The sequence below is a fragment of the Streptomyces sp. NPDC045021 genome (genome assembly GCF_056432645.1).
This window is the reverse complement of record NZ_JBWKIQ010000001.1, coordinates 1,163,962-1,182,475: the sequence shown is the minus strand read 5'-3', so window position 1 is coordinate 1,182,475 and position 18,514 is coordinate 1,163,962. Positions and strand designations below refer to the sequence as shown.

At 68.3% G+C, this 18,514-nt stretch carries 18 protein-coding genes and 3 pseudogenes; 9 read left to right on the top strand and 12 right to left on the bottom strand.

Translation table 11 applies throughout. The features are described 5' to 3' along the window. Window positions 1-10 precede the first annotated feature (10 nt). The 4 genes and pseudogenes from AC07DC_RS05210 to AC07DC_RS05195 form a co-directional block, all read right to left on the bottom strand. A pseudogene (locus AC07DC_RS05210) lies at window positions 11-234 on the bottom strand (alpha-amylase family glycosyl hydrolase); the annotation flags it as partial. A gap of 102 nt (window positions 235-336) precedes the next feature. Next, window positions 337-1,131, bottom strand: a complete 795-nt coding sequence (locus AC07DC_RS05205; RefSeq protein WP_478911958.1) for an ABC transporter permease — start codon at window positions 1,129-1,131, stop codon at window positions 337-339. Continuing rightward, window positions 1,128-2,066 (bottom strand): ATP-binding cassette domain-containing protein, encoded by a 939-nt coding sequence (locus AC07DC_RS05200; RefSeq protein ID WP_478911956.1) that lies wholly within the window; start codon window positions 2,064-2,066, stop codon window positions 1,128-1,130. Before AC07DC_RS05200 ends, AC07DC_RS05205 begins: the two co-directional genes overlap by 4 nt. Then, window positions 2,063-3,220, bottom strand: coding sequence for a serine hydrolase domain-containing protein (locus tag AC07DC_RS05195; protein ID WP_478911954.1), 1,158 nt, complete (start codon window positions 3,218-3,220; stop codon window positions 2,063-2,065). The genes AC07DC_RS05200 and AC07DC_RS05195 overlap by 4 nt, the downstream gene beginning before the upstream one ends. A 230-nt stretch (window positions 3,221-3,450) precedes the next feature. Between AC07DC_RS05195 and AC07DC_RS05190 the strand changes: the two genes are divergently transcribed. The 3 genes from AC07DC_RS05190 (at window position 3,451) to AC07DC_RS05180 (ending at window position 5,961) form a co-directional block, all read left to right on the top strand. Further along, the gene (locus AC07DC_RS05190; RefSeq protein WP_478911952.1) at window positions 3,451-4,638 is read left to right on the top strand and encodes a sensor histidine kinase; all 1,188 of its coding nucleotides are present in this window, start codon (window positions 3,451-3,453) and stop codon (window positions 4,636-4,638) included. Beyond that, window positions 4,635-5,303, top strand: coding sequence for a response regulator (locus AC07DC_RS05185; protein WP_478911951.1), 669 nt, complete (start codon window positions 4,635-4,637; stop codon window positions 5,301-5,303). The genes AC07DC_RS05190 and AC07DC_RS05185 overlap by 4 nt, the downstream gene beginning before the upstream one ends. A 331-nt stretch (window positions 5,304-5,634) precedes the next feature. Then, on the top strand, window positions 5,635-5,961 hold the full coding sequence (locus AC07DC_RS05180; RefSeq protein ID WP_478911949.1) for a DUF6191 domain-containing protein: 327 nt from the start codon (window positions 5,635-5,637) through the stop codon (window positions 5,959-5,961). Between the two features lie 539 nt (window positions 5,962-6,500). Here the strand turns inward: AC07DC_RS05180 and AC07DC_RS05175 are convergent. The 6 genes and pseudogenes from AC07DC_RS05175 to AC07DC_RS05150 form a co-directional block, all read right to left on the bottom strand. Next, window positions 6,501-6,986, bottom strand: a complete 486-nt coding sequence (locus tag AC07DC_RS05175; RefSeq protein WP_478911947.1) for a terpene synthase family protein — start codon at window positions 6,984-6,986, stop codon at window positions 6,501-6,503. 95 nt (window positions 6,987-7,081) lie between these two features. Further along, window positions 7,082-8,879: pseudogene (leuA, locus tag AC07DC_RS05170) on the bottom strand (2-isopropylmalate synthase). 154 nt (window positions 8,880-9,033) lie between these two features. Next, window positions 9,034-10,344: a benzoate/H(+) symporter BenE family transporter gene (locus AC07DC_RS05165; RefSeq protein ID WP_478911945.1), complete on the bottom strand. Its 1,311-nt coding sequence runs from the start codon at window positions 10,342-10,344 to the stop codon at window positions 9,034-9,036. Further along, window positions 10,337-10,930: a helix-turn-helix domain-containing protein gene (locus AC07DC_RS05160; protein ID WP_478911943.1), complete on the bottom strand. Its 594-nt coding sequence runs from the start codon at window positions 10,928-10,930 to the stop codon at window positions 10,337-10,339. The genes AC07DC_RS05165 and AC07DC_RS05160 overlap by 8 nt, the downstream gene beginning before the upstream one ends. 615 nt (window positions 10,931-11,545) lie before the next feature. Then, entirely contained in the window at window positions 11,546-12,184 is a 639-nt protein-coding gene (locus AC07DC_RS05155) for a hypothetical protein (RefSeq protein WP_478912659.1), read from the bottom strand. Between the two features lie 333 nt (window positions 12,185-12,517). Beyond that, window positions 12,518-12,688: pseudogene (locus AC07DC_RS05150) on the bottom strand (helix-turn-helix transcriptional regulator); the annotation flags it as partial. A 262-nt stretch (window positions 12,689-12,950) separates the two neighbouring features. Here AC07DC_RS05150 and AC07DC_RS05145 point away from each other — a divergent pair. The 3 genes from AC07DC_RS05145 to AC07DC_RS05135 all read left to right on the top strand — a co-directional run bounded on the left by AC07DC_RS05145 (window position 12,951) and on the right by AC07DC_RS05135 (window position 15,158). Beyond that, window positions 12,951-13,484 carry a hypothetical protein gene (locus tag AC07DC_RS05145; RefSeq protein ID WP_478911942.1) on the top strand — a complete coding sequence of 178 codons (534 nt, stop codon included), beginning with the start codon at window positions 12,951-12,953 and terminating at the stop codon, window positions 13,482-13,484. A 634-nt stretch (window positions 13,485-14,118) separates the two neighbouring features. Next, on the top strand, window positions 14,119-14,436 hold the full coding sequence (locus AC07DC_RS05140) for a hypothetical protein (protein ID WP_478911941.1): 318 nt from the start codon (window positions 14,119-14,121) through the stop codon (window positions 14,434-14,436). Between the two features lie 380 nt (window positions 14,437-14,816). After that, window positions 14,817-15,158, top strand: a complete 342-nt coding sequence (locus AC07DC_RS05135; RefSeq protein ID WP_478911939.1) for an MmyB family transcriptional regulator — start codon at window positions 14,817-14,819, stop codon at window positions 15,156-15,158. A gap of 12 nt (window positions 15,159-15,170) precedes the next feature. Here AC07DC_RS05135 and AC07DC_RS05130 read toward each other — a convergent pair whose 3' ends face one another. Then, complete coding sequence (locus AC07DC_RS05130; protein WP_478911937.1) at window positions 15,171-15,359, bottom strand: hypothetical protein; 189 nt, start codon at window positions 15,357-15,359, stop codon at window positions 15,171-15,173. A gap of 1,344 nt (window positions 15,360-16,703) precedes the next feature. Between AC07DC_RS05130 and AC07DC_RS05125 the strand changes: the two genes are divergently transcribed. Beyond that, entirely contained in the window at window positions 16,704-17,114 is a 411-nt protein-coding gene (locus AC07DC_RS05125) for a hypothetical protein (RefSeq protein WP_478911935.1), read from the top strand. 12 nt (window positions 17,115-17,126) lie between these two features. Then, window positions 17,127-17,678: a BBE domain-containing protein gene (locus tag AC07DC_RS05120; RefSeq protein WP_478911933.1), complete on the top strand. Its 552-nt coding sequence runs from the start codon at window positions 17,127-17,129 to the stop codon at window positions 17,676-17,678. 48 nt (window positions 17,679-17,726) lie between these two features. On the opposite strand, the gene AC07DC_RS05115 is transcribed toward AC07DC_RS05120, so the two are convergent. Beyond that, entirely contained in the window at window positions 17,727-17,957 is a 231-nt protein-coding gene (locus AC07DC_RS05115) for a hypothetical protein (RefSeq protein WP_478911931.1), read from the bottom strand. A 109-nt stretch (window positions 17,958-18,066) separates the two neighbouring features. On the opposite strand from AC07DC_RS05115, the gene AC07DC_RS05110 reads away from it, so the two are divergent. Continuing rightward, entirely contained in the window at window positions 18,067-18,399 is a 333-nt protein-coding gene (locus tag AC07DC_RS05110; protein ID WP_478911930.1) for a sortase domain-containing protein, read from the top strand. Window positions 18,400-18,514 lie beyond the last annotated feature (115 nt).

Sequence of the window (18,514 nt, the reverse complement as noted above, 5' to 3'; positions counted from 1 at the left end):
GATGCTCACAGTTGTCCCAGTTGAGGTCGGGCTGTTCGGGGGCGAAGAGGTGGAGGTACCACTGGACGTCCGGCGTGCGGGTCCAGGCGGGGCCGCCGAAGGCCGCGCGCCAGTCGTTGGGGGCTTGCTGCCGTCCTCCCCCCTCCCCTTGCGGAAGATGAACCACTCCCTTTCCGGGGATCTGGGCGCTGCCGCCAACGCCTGCTGGAACCAGGGGTGCTGGTCGGAGGTGTGGGGACGATGTCCAGGATCACCCGTAGGGCAGGGCAGGACGTTCATCCCGCTCGCCGTGGCGCCAGCCACCCTCCCGGGCGCGCACGGGCTCGCCCGAGGAGGTCAGGCGTCACGGGAGACGCGCCAGGCGCCGAGGCTGAGAAACACGATGAGGTATATCGCGAGGTCCAGGTAGGCCAGTCCGAGGGATGGCACGCGAAGTGCTGCCTTCCCCGCCGGTGCGTGTACCTGGCCGAGCACCTCCGCGGCGTTCGTGAGCAGCAGCCGGGAGGGCAGATACGACCAGCTCTCCAGGGCTCTGCCGACCGGGTAGAGGAGCCAGATCAAGCCGAACAGGGCCGCGACCGCTCCGGTGCTGTAGCGGATGATCGCGCCCAGTCCGAACCCGACCATCGCCACGACGAACAGGTAGAGGCCGGAGGAGGCCAGGGTTCGCAGCACGCCGGGGTCTGCGAGGCTCACATCCAGGTGCTTGCCCGACAGCATCAACTGGCCGAGGAAGAACGTCGCGAAGACCAACAGCTCCCCGAGGACCAGTGTGATGGCGCCGACGACGAGGGCCTTGGCCGCGAAGACGGTCCCGCGCCGCGGTACGGCGGTGAACGTCGCACGGATCATTCCCGTCCCGTACTCCGTGCTGATCGCGAGCACTCCGAGCACCCCGAAGGCGAGCTCGCCGAGCTGGAATCCGGCCAGGGAGTCGCCTACCGCGTCGAAGGAGGCTCGCTCCTGGGCGGTCATCGTGGCCCAGTTGCTCGCGACGGAGGAGGTGTCGACCATTCCCAGGACGACGGCGAAGAGGATCGCCCCGAGCATTGCAAGATAGGTCGAGCGGACCGAGCGCAGCTTGATCCATTCGGAGACGATGACGCCTGGCGGGATGGTGATCGCGGTCATCGGCGGTCGTGCCTTCCGTTGTCGGTGGTGGGGGTGGCCGCCCGGTACTCGACGGCGTCCTCGGTGAGCTTCATGTAGGCCTGTTCCAGCGAGGCCTGCCGTTGGGCCAACTCGTACACGGCGACCCCGTTCGCGGCGGCGAGCTGGCTGATGCTCTCGGGGGTGAGGCCGGTGACGGCGAGTCCGCCGTCGGGCTCGGGAACGACGCTGGCGCCCTTGGCCGTGAGCAGTTCGGCGAGATGGCCGCTCTGCGGGGACCGGACGAGCACGTCGTTGAGCGCGCTGGACTGGATGAAGTCGGCCATACCGGTGTCGGCGATCAGGCGACCACGGCCGATGACGATCAGATGGTCGGCGGTGAGCGCCATCTCGCTCATCAGGTGGCTGGAGACCAAGACCGTGCGGCCTTCGGCGGCCAGCGACTTCATCAGCCCGCGGATCCAGTGGATTGCCTCGGGGTCCAGCCCGTTGACCGGCTCGTCGAACATCAGGATCTCCGGGTCGCCCAGCAGCGCCGCGGCGATTCCCAGCCGCTGCTTCATGCCGAGCGAGAACCCGCGGATCCGTTTGCTGGCGACGCTCTGCATGCCGGTCCGTTCGAGAACCTCGCTGACACGGCTGCGCGGGAGGTCGTTGGTCACTGCGAGGCTTTCCAGGTGGCTCCTCGCGCTTCGGCCGCCGTGGACCGCGCCCGCGTCCAGCAGCGCCCCCACCACGCGCAGCGGCTTACGCAGGGATCGGTACGGCCGGCCGTTCACCAGGGCCCGCCCCTCGGCCGGGGTGTCCAGGCCCAGGATCATCCGCATGGTGGTCGACTTGCCGGCGCCGTTGGGGCCGAGGAAGCCGGTGACCCGCCCCGGAAGGACCTCGAAGGACAGGTGGTCGACGACCAGGGCCGATCCGTACCGTTTGGTGAGTTCTGCAGCTTTGATCATCGGTTCTCCTCGATCGGGGGAGTGGGCTTCGGCGCGCTGCAGGGCGGGACCGGCTTGCCGAGGGCGAGCGTGAAGGCGTTCTGGAGAAGCGGGTGGGGAGGGGCCGCCTGGTTCACGGTGCCGGTGATGGAGATCCGGCGGGTCGGCGAGTACATCTGGAACGCCCCCCAGGCGCCGTTGTGGAACCAGAACCTCTCCCCGCCGGCCCCGGTGCCTGTCTGGATGCCGAGCCCATAGGTCCCGCCGCTCTGCGGGGTGGTGGTCAGCATGGTGCGCAGGGTCGTGGGGTGCCGGAACACCGTGCCGCCGAACAGGCCGCGCATGAACGTGGTCAGGTCGGCGCTGGTGGAGACGAGGCCGCCGCCGCCGAAGGTGTCGAAGGTGGGGTTGAAGGAGCGGGTGTCCACGGTCCCCCAGTAGGGGTGCGACAGGGGGCCGCCGCGCGCCTTCTCCCAGTGCTCCAGATAGGTGTCCGTCATCCGCAGTGGATCGAGTATCAGGGAGCGGTAGGCGTGCGCGAGCGGCTTGCCGGTGACCCTTTCGATGATGAATCCGGCCAGGACGTATCCGGTGTCGGAGTAGTGGTAACCCGCGCCGGGCCGGGAGTACGGCGTGCCGTTGGTGATCGCCCACTCGACGAGTTCGCGCGGAGTCCAGGTCTTGTGCGGGTGGGCGAGCACGTCGTCCTGCCACCGGGGGTCGGTGGCGTAGTCGTACAGGCCCGCGGTGTGGTTCAGCAGCTGCCGGACGGTGATCCGCGAGCCGTAGGAGACTGCGTTCGCCACGTTGACGCGACTCACCAGGCCCGCGTCGAGGTACTTCCCGATCGGGTCGTCGAGTCGCAGCTCGTGCTGTTCGACGAGCTTGAGGACCACGGCGGCGGTGAACGTCTTGGTCAGGCTCGCGATACGGAAGGTGTCGGTCGCACGGAGATTCCGGCCGCCCGACGTGAACTTTCCGCTCGCGCCGTTGAAGTGCCTACGCGGCCCGGTGACGTCGAGGATCGCGCCGGGGACCGGTGGCTGGACGGCGGCATCGACGACGCACTGGAACCCGTGCCGCGGCGGCGTGGACGCGGCCGCTCCGGCCACCGTCGTGACACTGACACAGAGCGCGGCCCCGACGGCGACCACCGTTCTTGCGGACAGGCGCATCCGATACTCCCCTTTCGCGGTATTGGCGGCACTCTTCTCCACGACCTTCGTCCGGGAAGCGCGCCGTGCCCTCAGGCTGCCGGGCGTGCGGGGTCGCAGTCGTCTGCCCACAGGGCACTTTCAGCGCTCTCCCCAGAGGCCATGCGGCCGTGATCGGGAGCGGTCGTATGCCTGCGGGCATAGGCCGCCGGGCCGACGAATGACCCGGCGGACGCCGTTACCGTGGGCGTATGCACCTTGAGCCGCGCCCCCCGCTGATCAAACGGCTGCGCCCCAGCCACTGGCTGGCGCTGGACTACCTGGCCGCCGCCTTGTACGCCCTGTTCGCCCTGGCCATGCTGACTCACCACCAGAGCGCGGCCCGTCTGCCGCTGGCCCTGGCCGGGACCGGGCTCGTCGCCCTGCCGGTCGCGCTCCGGCGGCGCCACCCGCTCGCCGCGTACGGGGCGCTGCTGACGGCGCTGCTGGCGACTCCGGTGACGGAGGGGATGGGTGTGATGGCGATGTCCCCCCTGGCCTACGTCCTCTACCTGGTGGCGGTCGCTTGCTGCCGGCGTGCCGCGCTCGCCGCGCTCGCCGTCTCCCTGGCCGTACTGCCGGCGGTGATGCTCCCGGTCCACCCGGGCGCGGTCGTCCCCTTCGCGCTCGCCTTCATCACCGCCTGGACGGCCGGGTACGCGGTCGGCCAGCACCGCAGGTACGGAGAGGAACTCCTGCGGCACCGTTCCCGGCTCGCCGAGGCCGAACTGGACAAGGCCCGACGAGGCGTCGTCGAGGAGCGGATGCGGATCGCCCGCGAGCTCCATGACGTGGTCGCCCACAGCATGAGCGTGATCACCGTCCAGGCCGGGTTCGGCCATCTGGTCATCGACGACAAGCCCGCCGAGGCCCGCGCCGCATTGAGCGCCATCGAGACCACCGGCCGGGAAACCCTCGCGGAGATGCGGCGGCTGCTCGGAGTGCTCCGCGCGGAGGATCCCTGCCGTACGGCAGGGATTCCCGCGCTCGCCCCCGCCCCCCGGCTCGCCGACCTGGACCGGCTCCTCGCACAGACCGCCAAAGCGGGTGTGCGAGTCGATCTAACGATCACCGGCAGCCCCCGCAATCTGCCCGCCGGGATCGACCTGTCGGCCTACCGGATCGTGCAGGAGGCACTCACCAACGTCGTGAAGCACGCCGGCACTACCGCCGCCCGCACCACCATCGACTATCGGGAGGACGAACTCGCCATCGAGATCACCGACCACGGCCAGGGCTGTCCGGCCGGCTACGGCCACTCTTTCGGTCATGGCCTCATCGGCATGCAGGAGCGGGTGCACCTCTACGGCGGCCGGTTCCAGGCCGCGCCACTGCCAGAGCGCGGTTTCCAGGTCACCGCCCTGCTGCCCCTCACCGCGAGCGCGGAGAGCGCCGCATGACCATCCGGGTGGTGGTCGCCGATGACCAGACCCTCGTCCGGGCCGGCCTGTGCGGCATCGTCGAGACAGCACCCGACCTGACGGTGGTCGGCGAGGCCGGTACCGGCATCCAAGCAGTCGAACTGGCCCGCCGACAACGGCCCGACGTCGTCCTCATGGACGTCCGGATGCCCGACATGGACGGTCTCGAGGCGACCCGCCTGATCACCGCCGGTTCACCCGGACCAAGTGACGTACGGGTGCTCATGCTCACCACCTTCGACCTGGACGAGTATGTCTACGGAGCGCTGCGCCGCGGGGCCAGCGGTTTCCTGCTCAAGGACACCCCACCGCTGGAACTGCTCTCCGCCATCCGGGTCATCGCCGCCGGCGACGCGCTACTCGCCCCCGGCATCACCCGCCGGCTGATCGGGGAGTTCGCCGCCCGGCCCGCCACCTCGCCACCGCCGGGAGCCGACCTGCTGAAGGCGATCACCAAACGCGAGCGCGAAGTTCTCATCCTGGTCGCGGAAGGCCTCTCGAACACCGAGATCGCCGAGCGGCTGCACATCGGGCCCGGGACCGCCAAGTCGCACGTAGGCCATCTGCTGACCAAACTCGACGCCCGCGACCGGGTCCAGCTCGTGATCCTCGCCTACCGCACCGGCCTGGTCACCGCCGCCTGACCAACGGCCCCCGCGTGGAGGGCAGCAGCCGATGGCCTCTTCCACGACCAGCCCGGGCACCGATCCCCAGCAGCCAGACGTCCTGGGCGAAGGCAAAGTCCTGCTGGCCTGGGCCGGCTGCCCGTCCTGATTCTGCCGGCGAAGTTCGTGACCGACGCCATGGCCGACATCCCTGACAGCTTGCCGCCCGACCTCGCCTGATCAGGCTGCTTGGCCAGCCGCACGGACGCCACCGGCGATGGTGCTGCCGGAGGCCGGACGGAACGGGCGCCGGGGTGGTGCAGGCGCCCCGAAGCTGGCCGGACGTTCCTTCGGCGAGGAGGATGCGTGCATGGAACTCATCATCTTTCTGACGCTGCCGGGATTGGCGATTCTGCTGACGCTGGTCGCCTTCGTGGATCAGGTCATGCTGCGTTTGGGGCGCGCCGGGGCACTGCCGTGGCGCGGGGTCGGGCGCGAGGGCCAGGTGTCGGCGACCGGGTTCGAACAGCTGCACGCGACCTTCTCGGCCGGCAAGGAAGCCGAGATGGAGCAGCGCAAGACGACACTCATGCTGCGGGACGACGAGGGGGACGGTGCGCCGCCCCGGAGCCGGGTGGACCTGGACGCGGGGACGGCGCTCGTACGCCTCAGCCCACACGGACCGACCGGCGCCTGACGCGGCGCCCGGCGAGCCGCTCGCGGCGCGCCACGCCCGCTTGGACGAGAGTGACGCCGGTCCGGGTGGTGCGAGAATTGGGCAGGCCCGAGGGCCCGGGTGACCTCTGGGTGGGGATGCTGACCGCCAACACCATGACGATCAGCCGCGTTGTGCCTCCAGAGATGCCGGCTGTCCGCTTCTGCGGGAACTGTGCGACATCCCGTGACTCCAGCGACGGCCTGAGCGGTCGCCGGCGCTGCCAGTGGCGCTCGCGCCACTCATGGCCGTTCACCGCGAGGCGCCGACGCACAGGTCGGCCTGGGGTTGGTGGGGTCTGTACACCGAGAACCCGGGCCCTCCGACGGCGAGCGCGGCATTGTCCGGACCCACGTCGGTCACGCCTGACGATCAGCCAGGCTGGACGTGCGCTCCAGGTCGGCAGCGCGCAGGTTGGAACCGAGATGAGACCCGCCCGGTACGAGTGAACGCTTCGCAGGTGAAGGCACGGGGCCTTTTCCACGGTCGCCGGAGGCCTGCTATGAGGTGGAGCATGCCGCTCAGCGACACCTTGACTCGGGATTTTCACCGATGCCGCTGTTGGACTTGGGCAAGATCACTGCCGACCTGTCCCAACTGACCGGCATACTTCTGGTCGCGAGGGACCAGTCGTAGGTCACTCGCAACTGGCGGGTCATGGCTCTCAGATAGCGGTCGGTGCTCATACGCTCGTACGGGTCGCAGGACAGGCGCCCGAAGAGGCCAGGTATCCCGGCGGTAGTGCGCTGGAACTCCTTGGCGAGCTCGCTGACCCTGCGACGGATCTCTTCGATCACCTCGTGGCGGGGGCGACGACTTTCGGTCTCGAGGACGAGCACCAGGTTGTGCGTGTCGCCTCGGGTCTCCTCGTGCTCGACAGAGTGCACGTCGTTGCAGTGGACGAGAATGTCGATCTGCAGCTCGCTCAGTCGGCGCAGCGCCGGATCGGCCAGCACCCGTTCCGGCACCTCGTATCGACCGGTCCGTTCCGTGGCGTCGAGGTACACGTACGTCGCCCTCGGGAGGGCGGTCATGGCGCGGGGCCGCCCCATCGGAACGGCCCCGCGCTGCACTGCAACTGACGGCCGGTCAGGCCATTGGGTCAGGACTGGTCGCGGAAGCTCCGGTTGACCGCCGACACGACTGCCTTGAGAGAGGCGGTGACGATGCTGGAGTCCAGGCCCACACCCCAGAAAGTGCGCCCGTCGATCGAGGCCTCCACGTACGCGGCGGCGCGGGCGTCGCCGCCCGTGGACATCGCATGCTCCTGGAAGTCCCCGACCCGTACGTCGATGTCGAGCTCGCCGAGCGCCGACACGAAGGCGTCGATGGGGCCGTTGCCGATCCCGTCCATGGTCCGCTTCTCGTCGTCGAGCAGCACCTCCACCGAGAACGAGTTCTTTTCGTCGATGACGGTGGCCGACTGGTGGGACACCAGGGACATCCGGCCCCACGGCGTGATCTCCCCGTCCTGGCCGACGATCCCCGCCTCCGGGGCGTCGACGGGCAGGTACTCCTCGACGAACGCCTCCCACATCCGTGCCGGGGAGACCTCGCCCCCCTGATCGTCGGTGCGGTTCTGGACGGCCTGCGAGAACTCGATCTGGAGGCCGCGCGGCAGGTTCAGCTTGTGCTCGGACTTCATGATGTGGGCGATGCCGCCCTTGCCGGACTGAGAGTTGACCCGGATCACGGCCTCGTAGGAGCGGCCGACGTCCTTGGGGTCGATTGGCAGGTACGGAACAGCCCAGGTGAAGGCCTCCACCGGGGTGTCGGCGGCGGCCGCCGAGCGCTCCAGAGCCTCCAGGCCCTTCTTGATGGCGTCCTGGTGCGAGCCGGAGAAGGCCGTGTAGACCATGTCGCCGCCGTACGGGTGGCGCGGGTGCACCGGCAACTGGTTGCAGAACTCGACCGTGCGGCGGATGCCGTCGATGTCCGAGAAGTCGATCATCGGGTCGACGCCCTGGCTGAAGAGGTTCATGCCCAGGGTGACCAGACACACGTTGCCCGTGCGCTCGCCGTTGCCGAACAGGCAGCCCTCGATGCGGTCGGCGCCGGCCAGATAACCCAACTCGGCGGCTGCCACGGCGGTACCCCGGTTGTTGTGCGGGTGGACGGACAACACGACTGCGTCGCGCCGGTCCAGGTGGCGGTGCATCCACTCGATCGAGTCCGCGTACACGTTGGGGGTAGCCATCTCGACCGTGGCGGGCAGGTTGACGATGACCTTGCGGTCCGCGCTCGGCTGCCAGACATCGATGACCGCGTTGCAGATCTCGGCGGCGTAATCCAGCTCAGTGCCGGTGTAGGACTCGGGGGAATACTGGAAGCCGATGCCGGTGTCCGTCATGCGCTCGGCGAAATCGGCGCACAGCTGCGCGCCGTTCACCGCCAGCCCGGTGATCTGCTCGCGCTCCATGCCGAACACCACGCGCCGCTGGAGCGTCGAGGTGGAGTTGTAGAGGTGGATGATGGCGTGGTCTGGCGCCGCGCACCGCTTCGAACGTGCGCTCGATGAGGTGGCGGAGGGTCGGTACGAGCACCTGAATGGCGTCGTCCGGGATCCGGTCCTCGTCGATGAGCTGACGGACGAATTCGAAGTCGGTCTGACTGGCCGACGGGAAGCCGACCTCGATCTCCTTGTAGCCCATGGCGACGACGAGATCGAACATGCGCAGCTTCCGGTCGGCTCCCATCGGGTCGATGAGGGCCTGGTTGCCGTCCCGCAGGTCGACCGCGCACCACTGCGGCGCCTTGGTGATGGTCTTGCCGGGCCAGGTGCGGTCGGTCAACTGGACGCCCTGGAAGGGCAGGTATCGCCCGTAGGGCATCCCGGATGGCACCTGGAGCGGGAAGTCGGGGTAATTGCTGGTCGGCTGAACGGAGAACTGCGTGTTCATTCGTAACCGTTCCTCGGTGGTTTCGTCGCGGCGGCGGGCCGACTGTGTGGCGCCTGGCCGAACTCCGCGACGAGGAGGTCGAGCCCTAGAGGCCCTCGTCGCGGCAGATAAGGAGGAGGTCGGTGCGGTGTATGTCGCGCATAGTGATCCATCCTTACGGCCTAGTATCCTGGGACCGCTGAGCTGATGGACTGTCAACTCGTTGACTGGGCAAGGTAGGTGACGTGTTCGAAGATTCGAGGGCGGTAGCGTGGGACGGCACGGCGGATGGCCGCGGCCGGCGCGGTCGATGTCCGCGCATCGCCGCGATGGTCAGTGCCCCGGCCAGCAATCCCCAGAACGCCGAGCCGACGCCGAGCAGCGTCACACCGGACGCGGTGGCCAGGAAGGTGATGACGGCAGCCTCCCGGAAACCCTCGTCCGAGAGTGCGGAGGAAAGCGAGTTGCCGATGGCGCCGAGCAGCCCGACCCCGGCGATGCCGAGGATCAGGGCGGTGGGCAACGCGGCCAGTAGTGAGCCGACGGTCCCGCCGAAGACGCCCACGCACAGGTAGAACAGCCCGGCCCAGACTCCGGCCAGGTAGCGTCGGTCGCGGTCCTCGTGTGCTTCACGTCCCGTGCAGATGGCCGCTGTGATGGCCGCGAGGTTCAGGCCGAAGCAACCGAAGGGCGCGAGCAGCACGTTGGCGGCCCCGGTGCACGTGATCAGGGGCGACACCGGCACTCTTTCGTAACCGTCGCCCCGCAGGACCGCGACACCCGGCAGGTTCTGCGAGGCCATCGTCACCACGAACAGCGGCAGCGCGACGCTGACGGTCACCTGCCAGGAGAACGTCGGAGCCGTGAAGACCGGTTCGGCGAACGCGAAATGGATTTTGCCGGGCTGCAACGAGCCCTGCGCCGCCGCGACCGCGACCCCCACCGCGAGCGCCCCGAAGATCGCGTACCTAGGCAGCAGCCGTCGGCCCGTCAGGTAGACCGCGAAGATGGAGAACACGACGGCGAAGTGACCGTCCATGCTGCTGAACAGCCCCGTACCGAACCGGACGAGCACCCCTGCCAGCAGCCCCGCGGCCAACGGCACCGGTATCCGGCCCATAACCCGCTCGAACCAACCCGTCAGTCCACTGAGCAGAATCAGCACGGCCGAGACGAGGAAGGCTCCGATGGCCTGCGGCATCGTCACCCCGTCGAGCCCGGACGCGAGCAGGGCGGCACCCGGAGTGGACCAGGCTGTGACCACCGGCGCCCGGTAGCGCAGGGAGAGCCCGATGCAGGTCACTCCCATGCCGACACCGAGGGCCAGCATCCAGGAGGCGAGTTCGCGCGGGCCCGCTCCCGCTGCCTTGGCCGCGGTGAAGACGATCGCGGCGGAGCTGACGACTCCCACCAGCACCGCGATCAGGCCGGCGGCAACGGCGGAGGCCGGTGCGACCCGGCGTAACGTCCGATTGATGTCACTCACCGGGCCGGTCCTCACCGGAAGCGCCTGCCCGGGAAACCCGTATCTCGGAATGCGAGAGCGGGGCGCCCACGGTTGGGTAGCGCACGATCAGGACGGCCTCGACGTCTCCGGACGGCGCGCAGTACACATGGGGGACGTCGGCGGCCCAGTGGGCGTGTTCGCCGGCGCTCACCAGGCGGGGTGACGAGGCGTCGCCAACGCGCGCGGTGCCCGCCAGAACGACCAGGTGCTCCTCGGTGCCGGCAGCGTGGGCGGCGGACTCCTGGATCGCACCGGCGCGGATCCGCACCCGGTACACCTCGCTGGTTGCGGCCGGGTGCTCGAAGCGCTCGGTGAGGACCGCGTCCACGGCGCTGCCCGAGATGCAGGCTCCTGCTCCGGTACCCGTCAAGATGGAGCTGAGCGGGATGTGGAGCGCGGTCGTGAGCGCGTACAGGGTTTCCAGCGTGGGGTTGCGTTGGCCGCTCTCCAGCTCCGAGAGAGTGCCTTTGCCGACCTTTGACCGCCGGGCCAGTTCGGACAGCGACAGTCCCCGCTCGTTCCGCAGCTCCCTGATGCGGTGACCCACCTGGTCAGCCAGTTCCACGAATGCCCTCCCGCCTCTCGGTCTCGTTGACGACGGTGCCCACGAGACCTATCGTTCCATATTCAGAACGTTCCGTTTGCAGAACATGAACACTGATGCGTACATCCACCGGCTCCTAGGCACGAGATCACGCGGCCCGGAACCGCAGGCACTCGCCGAGCCGGCCCGAGAACCAAGGAAATGGCATGACGTCGCCGAACGGACCCTAAGCGCTTGGTTCAGCACGACGCTCCACACGTGCGCTCGAGAGTGGCGGCTACCGGCTGCCACCTGGTCGGAGTCGAGGGCGACCTTCCCGGTTCACCTGCCCGGCCCGGTCGACTGTGGCAGCGTGCTGCTCACCGCGAACAGGTGACGTTGGCGCCTGGTTCGTCCCCGGTCGTCCGGGCATGATTCCACCATGCCCGGCAGGGCGTTCAAGGAATCCGGTTCATCCCCGCGCCCCCGGGGCGGACGCCCTGCTGCCCACCTCCACGAACCCGATGGGCAGCTCATTCCCGGTCGTCCGGACCGGACTTCGCCGACTACCTGCGCAGCGGGCCGCGTGGGGGTAGGCCAGTGCATCGTGTCCGATACGGTCGGCCGGATCGCAGCGTACTGCGTCGGGCCCCGGGGCTATCGGAGGCTGACCAGTGCTGTTTCCCACTGGGCGTTGCTCGTGCCGGTGAGGCTGCAATCGTCAGAGTGGGCGGCGCGGCGGAAGGCGACGGTCAGCCGGTAGGAGGACAGTTGGAGCTCGGGTAGCCGCTGCCAGCCGGAGGTCAGCCGGGGCGCGGGGCCGCTGTTGCTTCCCACCGCGGCGAAGACAAGGTCTCCGGGCGTGCAGCCGTTGCTGATGCCTACGGTGATGGGGCGGCTGCTGTGGTTGTCGTACGGGCCGAAGCCTGCGGCTTGGCCTCGGGCCGCCGTGATGGCGTGGAATTCCTCGACGGCCACGAGGTATTTGCTTGCTTGCGGCCACGTGATGTGGAAGCCGTCGCCCGGTCGAACGGGTTTGCCTCCGAACGAGGCGAAGACCAGGGTGCGGTGACGGTACGCGTCGGTGACATCGGCGACCATCGCATAGCGGTTGCCTCGGGAGTCGGTGACGGCGACCGTGCCCGGGGTGGTGCTGGTGAGCATCAGCGCCACCACCACCGCATCGCCTGACTGTACGGGCCTGTCCACCCGCAGCGTTGTGCCCGTGGAGGAGATGATCTGGGCATCGGCGGCGACCCGGGCGACATAGCCCGATTCCGCGGAGGGCCGGGACACGGTGCCGCCAGGGCCGGGCCACAGAGCTGTGGCCAACGCTGTCAGACAGACGGCCACCCTTGTCGCCACGAAGACGGCCGCAGCTCGAGCCGTCCGGATGGAGGCAACCGGAGGCGGAGTGAGTGGACCCCGCGCTCGAGCTTCTCCCTCCGGCGAGGAGAGACCTGGCGGCTCGCTCTGGGCGGCTGACCCGCCAGGAACAACGGGCGTTGGCCCATAAGCGGTGCGTTCGACGGATGGGAGCGGGCCCCCAGCAGGCTCTGGGACGGACTGCGGTGCTACGTGACCGGCCAGGCGCATCAGTTCTTCATAGCCGATGCTGTCCAGCCGGAGCGCCTCGGCGAGCAGTTGGACCGACTCGCGGCGCGGCCTGGCGACCTTGCCGCGTTCCAGGTCGCCGATCGCCCGCACACTCAGCCCGGAACAATCGGCGAGCTGCTCCTGCGTCAGTCGTGCCTCAGTGCGCCGGGCATGTAAAGCCGCCCCGAACCCGTCCGCTTCCACCCTTGCCCCCCGGCATGGTCCCCACCCTGCATCAGCCGCGTACACCCTACCGGGCGCGCCCGGGAAACTGCCGATCCTTCTGCCGATTGAACTTCTGCCTGGTCAACGCCTGTCGCTTCATCAATGATCTGGCTGGCGCTGCAGAACCGCCGCCCCGCAAAACGAGGGGCGAAAGCAACGTCTCCGTCTCACTGGAAGCGATTCCCGCAAGATCTGAATCGACGGGTGGCCCCGGGGAGGCCGGGGCATCGAAGGAGGAAAGATGAAGATCGACTTCAAGTCCGCTGCGGTTGCCGGCGCACTGGCGCTGGCGACCGCAGCCACCACCACAATCGTGACAGCTTCACCGGCCCTCGCCAGCTACGGCTGCACCGGTGGCGACGGCTGCAACCACCAGACCGGCATCGCCTTCGACGACAGCCAGTACCTTGCCAACAAGAGTTGGTGGGGGCCGTTCACAGTCTTGAAGATGCAGACGGACGGCAACTTCGTCCTGTACTGCCAGGGCCAGGGCTCAAGTCGCGCGGTCTGGGCTTCAGGCATCAACGTCAACCCGCTCGCTGCCAAGGTGATCTTCCAGAGAAGCGGCAACATCTCCACCTGGCAGTACCACTACACCAACTACAACTACCCGGTGTGGGATGCGACATGGATCACCAAGACCGACTACCAGGGTTCCTGGCAGGCCGTCGTGCAGGCCGACGGAAATTTCGTCATCTACAACAACAACCGTGACCCGATTTGGTCATCCAACACCTACCACGCCTGCCCGGGAACTGGGGGTTACTGGGGGTGAGGACAGGGCTTGACTCCGGATCGTCGACACCGGTTGCCTTGCGGCCTTCGCCAGAGCAGCTGAACTTTTGTTCGTACGGCCCCCGGGATCAATCGAACCGTGGTCATCGGTGAGATTGATCATGGTCCCCAAGGCATCCTCTTCGGCTGTCGATCTTCAAAAACCCAACGTATGTTGAAGATCGCCGGGCGGGCCGCCGGGAGGGTCCCAGAGCCTTCAAGGACTCCTTCAAAAACGAGGGTGGTTCAACAACCCCCGACCACCGTCTTCTGACAGGATTCCGGGCGCGAGCACGCCACTTGAAGACACGCAGTTCGAACTCCTGATCGCCGAGCTCGCCGTCCTTACCGAGATCCGCATCGGATACGCACGGGTGTCCACCGGGGACAAAAGCTCGACCGCCAGCTCGACGCCCTCGCCGCGCGGTCGGCTGCCGCCGGATCTTCGCCGGATGGTGGAGCGCGGTCGGTCGCCCCCTCGACGAGGAGGCGCCAGCCACGGCACGGCACGCTGGCGCACGGGGGAGCTGACCACTTCCGGGTTTTCAGAAAGGGGTCGGCTGACGCCTGGAGCGCTTCACTGATCGCCGCGCACGGAAACATCACGCGGCGACCTGATCGAAGGGATGAACCACATGCGAATGAAGAGGATGGCCAGCACCCTTGCCGCCGCGACCCTGGCCCTGGCCGGGCTCGGGATCGCGACGGCCCCGGCGGCGAACGCCACCACCCGCGTCAGCTGTAGTTACGCCGGACACATGGCCGTGCTGGGCGGGGTGCAGTGCTTCGGCTCTACCTGGGATTACAACTGGATAGAGGTCGACGGCTGGGGCCAGCTCTGCCCCAAGAACGGCGGCACCGTCCAGATCCAATTCAGCGGCAACAACTACGTCAACAACTACTGGGACAGGTGTTCGCCCTGGGGAAACATCTACCAATTCAACGTCGTCTAAAGGCGCAAACCTGGCCGCCGTCCATGTCGACTGGTGTGTTTCCTCGCCCCGGCCAGCTCTAGCCGGACCGGGGACGTCGAGCCTTGCGGAATGATGTGGCCCAGTGGCCTGTTCCGGTCCCGTAGGCGCGGAACCGGCCACCCGCGACCGGCGGACCCCCGCTCGGGGGTCCGCCGGTCGCGGCGGTTTGCGTTACGTAACGGCCCCGGGGACGGCCCACCTGACCGCCCGTTGTGGCGGAGGCATAGTTGCCCGAGTAGTGCTTCATGCCGTGCACCGAGCGAACCCGGCGCCACGGCTCCGATTCGTCGAAGTCCATCAATCGAAGTCGCGTGCAAGGGAGTTGACGAGTCGATCCGTCCACGTCCCGGATCGACGCCGTGGGGCTCGTGTGCCTGGTCCGGCCCGTTCTTGCCGGGCGAAGCCCCCATGACCGCCAGCTCGCCGACCTCGTCGGCGAACTCACGCTGAAGTCACCGGAGTTCTCCACGTGGTGGAACGATCACAGGGTGCTGCGCCGGACCCACGGCGCCAAGCACTACCATCACCCCCTGGTCGGCGAGCTGCACTTCTCCTACGAGTCCTTCCAAGTGCCTGGTGACACGGACCAGACGCTGTGCGTCTACAACGTCGAACCCGCCTCCGACACCATCCGAGCCCTGCAGCTCCTCACCGGCTGGACAGCCCCACAGCCGACGGGGACGCCGGAACGAGGTGCGTAGAGGGCCGGGCCGCTACAGCTCGCGGTTCCGGCCGAGCTCAGCTCCTCGCCTCCCTGCTGACAGGACGGCAGTGACGCCGCTCCCGACGGCCATCGCCAGCGCGTCCACGACGAGCGAGGCGCGATGGTGGTCGGCCATCGAGTAGCCGACGACCTTGAGAGGCTTTCCAGCGCGCCGGCAGAAGTCGCAGGGGCGGAACAACCGAGAACACCACAGTGTTCATCATCACCAAAGTCATCACCATTCCAGCTTCCGCACCGCCGCGAAGTGGGGACTTGGGGGCGTGGCGGTCGGAGCCGCCGGTGCCGCGTGCTTCTTCGGCGGTTGCGAAATCGTCGCGGCGGGGTTGGGATTGGGTGCTCTGGGATCCTGGGCCTTCTCGTGGTGACCTGACCCCCGGCCGTTCGCGACAGATGCGGAAGTGAACCAGTATGGCCAAATACAGATGGCGCACAAGGGCGAGAGGCGTCCTCCCCTTCACATTCGGACGGCTCTTCCCTAAGGGCTCGAAGGACTGCGGTGCGCATGAGTGGTATCGGCACGACGAGTTCGAGTACCTGTGCTATCACTGCGCCGTGGGCGTGAGGCCAGCCACCAAGGCAGACGGGCACGCGCCGATCCCCGATTCTCCGGACCGTCTGTGACACGCGAGAAAACCAGTCTGTCCTCTGTCTTGGTGAGATGACGGGCAGGCGCTAGTTGCAATGTCGCAACCGGGGCGACGGACATCCACAAAGGCTGTCCGCCGCCCCGGTTTCATCTCATGGGCGAGCCGGCTGGAGCGGGTTAGGGTCCAGCGGCCCCATATACCCGCGGGTAGATCCCGGCGGGGCGCCGGCGAAGCGCTGGCATTTGAAGCAGTCCTTTCGGGGCTCGGCGTTCTCCCGGTCCTTCGAGACGGTGCAACGCCCACTCGTACGAAGAGCGTCCCGACGTGCCCGTGCAGGAATTCAGTCGGAGCCCGGTGGCGGCGATGGCGGTGCCGACGTCGCCGCGGTGACGGCCCGTTGAACCCAGGTGCCCTCGTCAGCGCGAGGCGGGGCACTGTTCCTCCCGCCCACCGCCGCACCCGGCATATCCGGTGTAGGAACAACAGAGATGGCAGCCCATGACCGTGCGTAACGTCAGGTTCAAGCTGGCTTTTTCCCAGATCAACTGTAGGGGCTGCACCATCAAGCGCATCCGGGGCATCGCGTGCGCCGACTGCGGCAGACAACCCGAGCCGTGGGAAGTGAACACGGCCAGTCTCGCGCGTCGGCAGGCTGCTGTGAGGACGCAGGCGATGCTGTCACGGCAGGTCGTCCCAGCCTTGGAATGCACCGACGCCGTCGAGTTCCTGCATGCCGACACCTTTGCGCGCCTCGACGCTTGGAGGGACCGCTTCCTCGAAGCAGCGGCGGCGGCAGCTGAAGGAAGCGCGCAGGGGGCGCGAGACCTTGAGAAGAGCGTGTCGGACTTCATCGAACTGCGTGCCATGGTGCTCGGCGCTGACGAAAGGCGCTGCGCCGTGGCCAGGTTCTCCTCAGGGGTACCTGTGGCGGCTTCGTGCTCGCGGAAGTCGAGGGCATCCGCATCCTGGAGGGCGGTCGGGGTATCGGGTCCACCGTGGACCGGAAGAGGGAAGGCCGTTCGCAGACCTTCCACACCGTCACCCCCGACAGCGAGAGCGACCTGTTCGGCGGCCTGCTGGGCGGCAAGTGCAACTTCGGGATCGTGACCGCACTGACTTTCGGCCTGTTCCCCTGCCCGCAGCTGTTCGCCGGCGGCCTGTTCTTCGACGGCGCACGCGCGGCCGAGGTCCTGCACGCCTACGCTGCCTGGGCCGCCACGGTCCCCGAAAGCGTGACATCCTCGGTGGTGCTGCTGCGGCTGCCCGCCCTGCCGTTCGTGCCGGAGTTCCTGCGCGACCGCTTTGTCGTCCACATCCGCGTCGCCGCGATCGGGACCGCTGCCTAGGGCGAGGCGCTGGTGGCCCCGCTGCGCGCGGTCGGCCCGATCCTGGACACGCTCGCCGACCTGCCCGACGAGGACTTCGCCGGCATCCATGCGGATCCGGTCGATCCCATGCCGTTCCTGGAACGCAGCGCCATGCTGCGCGGCCTGCCCCAGCAGGCCGTGGACGCGCTGGTCGCCGCTGCTGGCCCTGATGCCGACTGCCCGGTCCAGATGGTCGAACTGCGGCACCTCGGAGGAGCCCAGAGTCGACCGTCGAGGGTGCCCAACGCCGTCGGGAACCGCGACGCGGCCTTCAGCCTGTGGATCCTCGCCGCAGGACCCCCGCGGTATGCCCCGGCGCAGATGCGCTACGTGGACGGCCTGTTCGCGCAGCTCGCGCCCTGGACCACGGGCTGCACTTACATCAACTCCGTCTCGCCGGACGAGGGTCCCGCGGCGATCCAGACCGCGTACACGCCGACCGATTACCTGCGCCTTCGATCGCTGAAGGACACCTACGACCCGCACAACCTCTTCCGCCACAACCAGAACATCACCCCGGCCAGGGACAGCATTCCCTCCTAGCCCATGCCCGGCTCCCCGCCCCGCTCACGTCCCCAAGGGCCGCATCCGTCAACGGCGGCCGGAAACAAGGGAAGCCATGCGCGTGGGACCGATGACTCCACGGTCGCGGTCGGCCTCAAGGCGGCGGGCCGCCTCCACGAAAGCCGTGACAGCAGGCCGCTCGTGCGGGCCAGGCCAGATGTCCGCAGTGACCACGTCGGTCGGCTCCTTGGGCACCACGGAGAAGAAGACCTTCAGGTCAAAGGCGGTGGCCAGCAGCGTGTTCGGCGGCCACCGCACCCGGCGCTCCCACCCAGGTGGTCATCTCCTCGCTCGGAGTGGACAGTTCCCTGATGCGGCTCGGGCTAACGCCGACCGGACCGTGCAGGTCCCCCCGCCCGAACAGGGCATGACCGCCGGTTGGTACAGCGACAGCGCCGTACCCGGCGAGCGCGGCGCTTCCGTCGTTATCGGCCACAACGACACCCGGTTCGGCAAAGCCGTCTTCCAGGATCTCCAGAAGATCAAGAAGGGTGCCGACATCACCATCCGCGGGGCGGGCGGGAGGAGCACCCACTTCACCGTGACCGCCTCCCGGACGGTCAGCAAGAAGGCCTTCCCCACGGAGCAGGTCTACGTACCCCCCCCGTCCCCACCCTCCGCCTCCTCACCGGTGACGGCTCGATGGACGGCCCAGGGCCACCCCGTTGACAACCTCATCGTCTACGCCGCCCTCGCCTGAGCCCGGAAGATCCGGCCGGGGATCCCGAAGAACCCCCGCCGCCCGAACCCGGCTGCGCTGCCGACCGGGAATGCTCCAGCCGTACGGGCGGGACGAACCGGCCTCGACCCGCCCG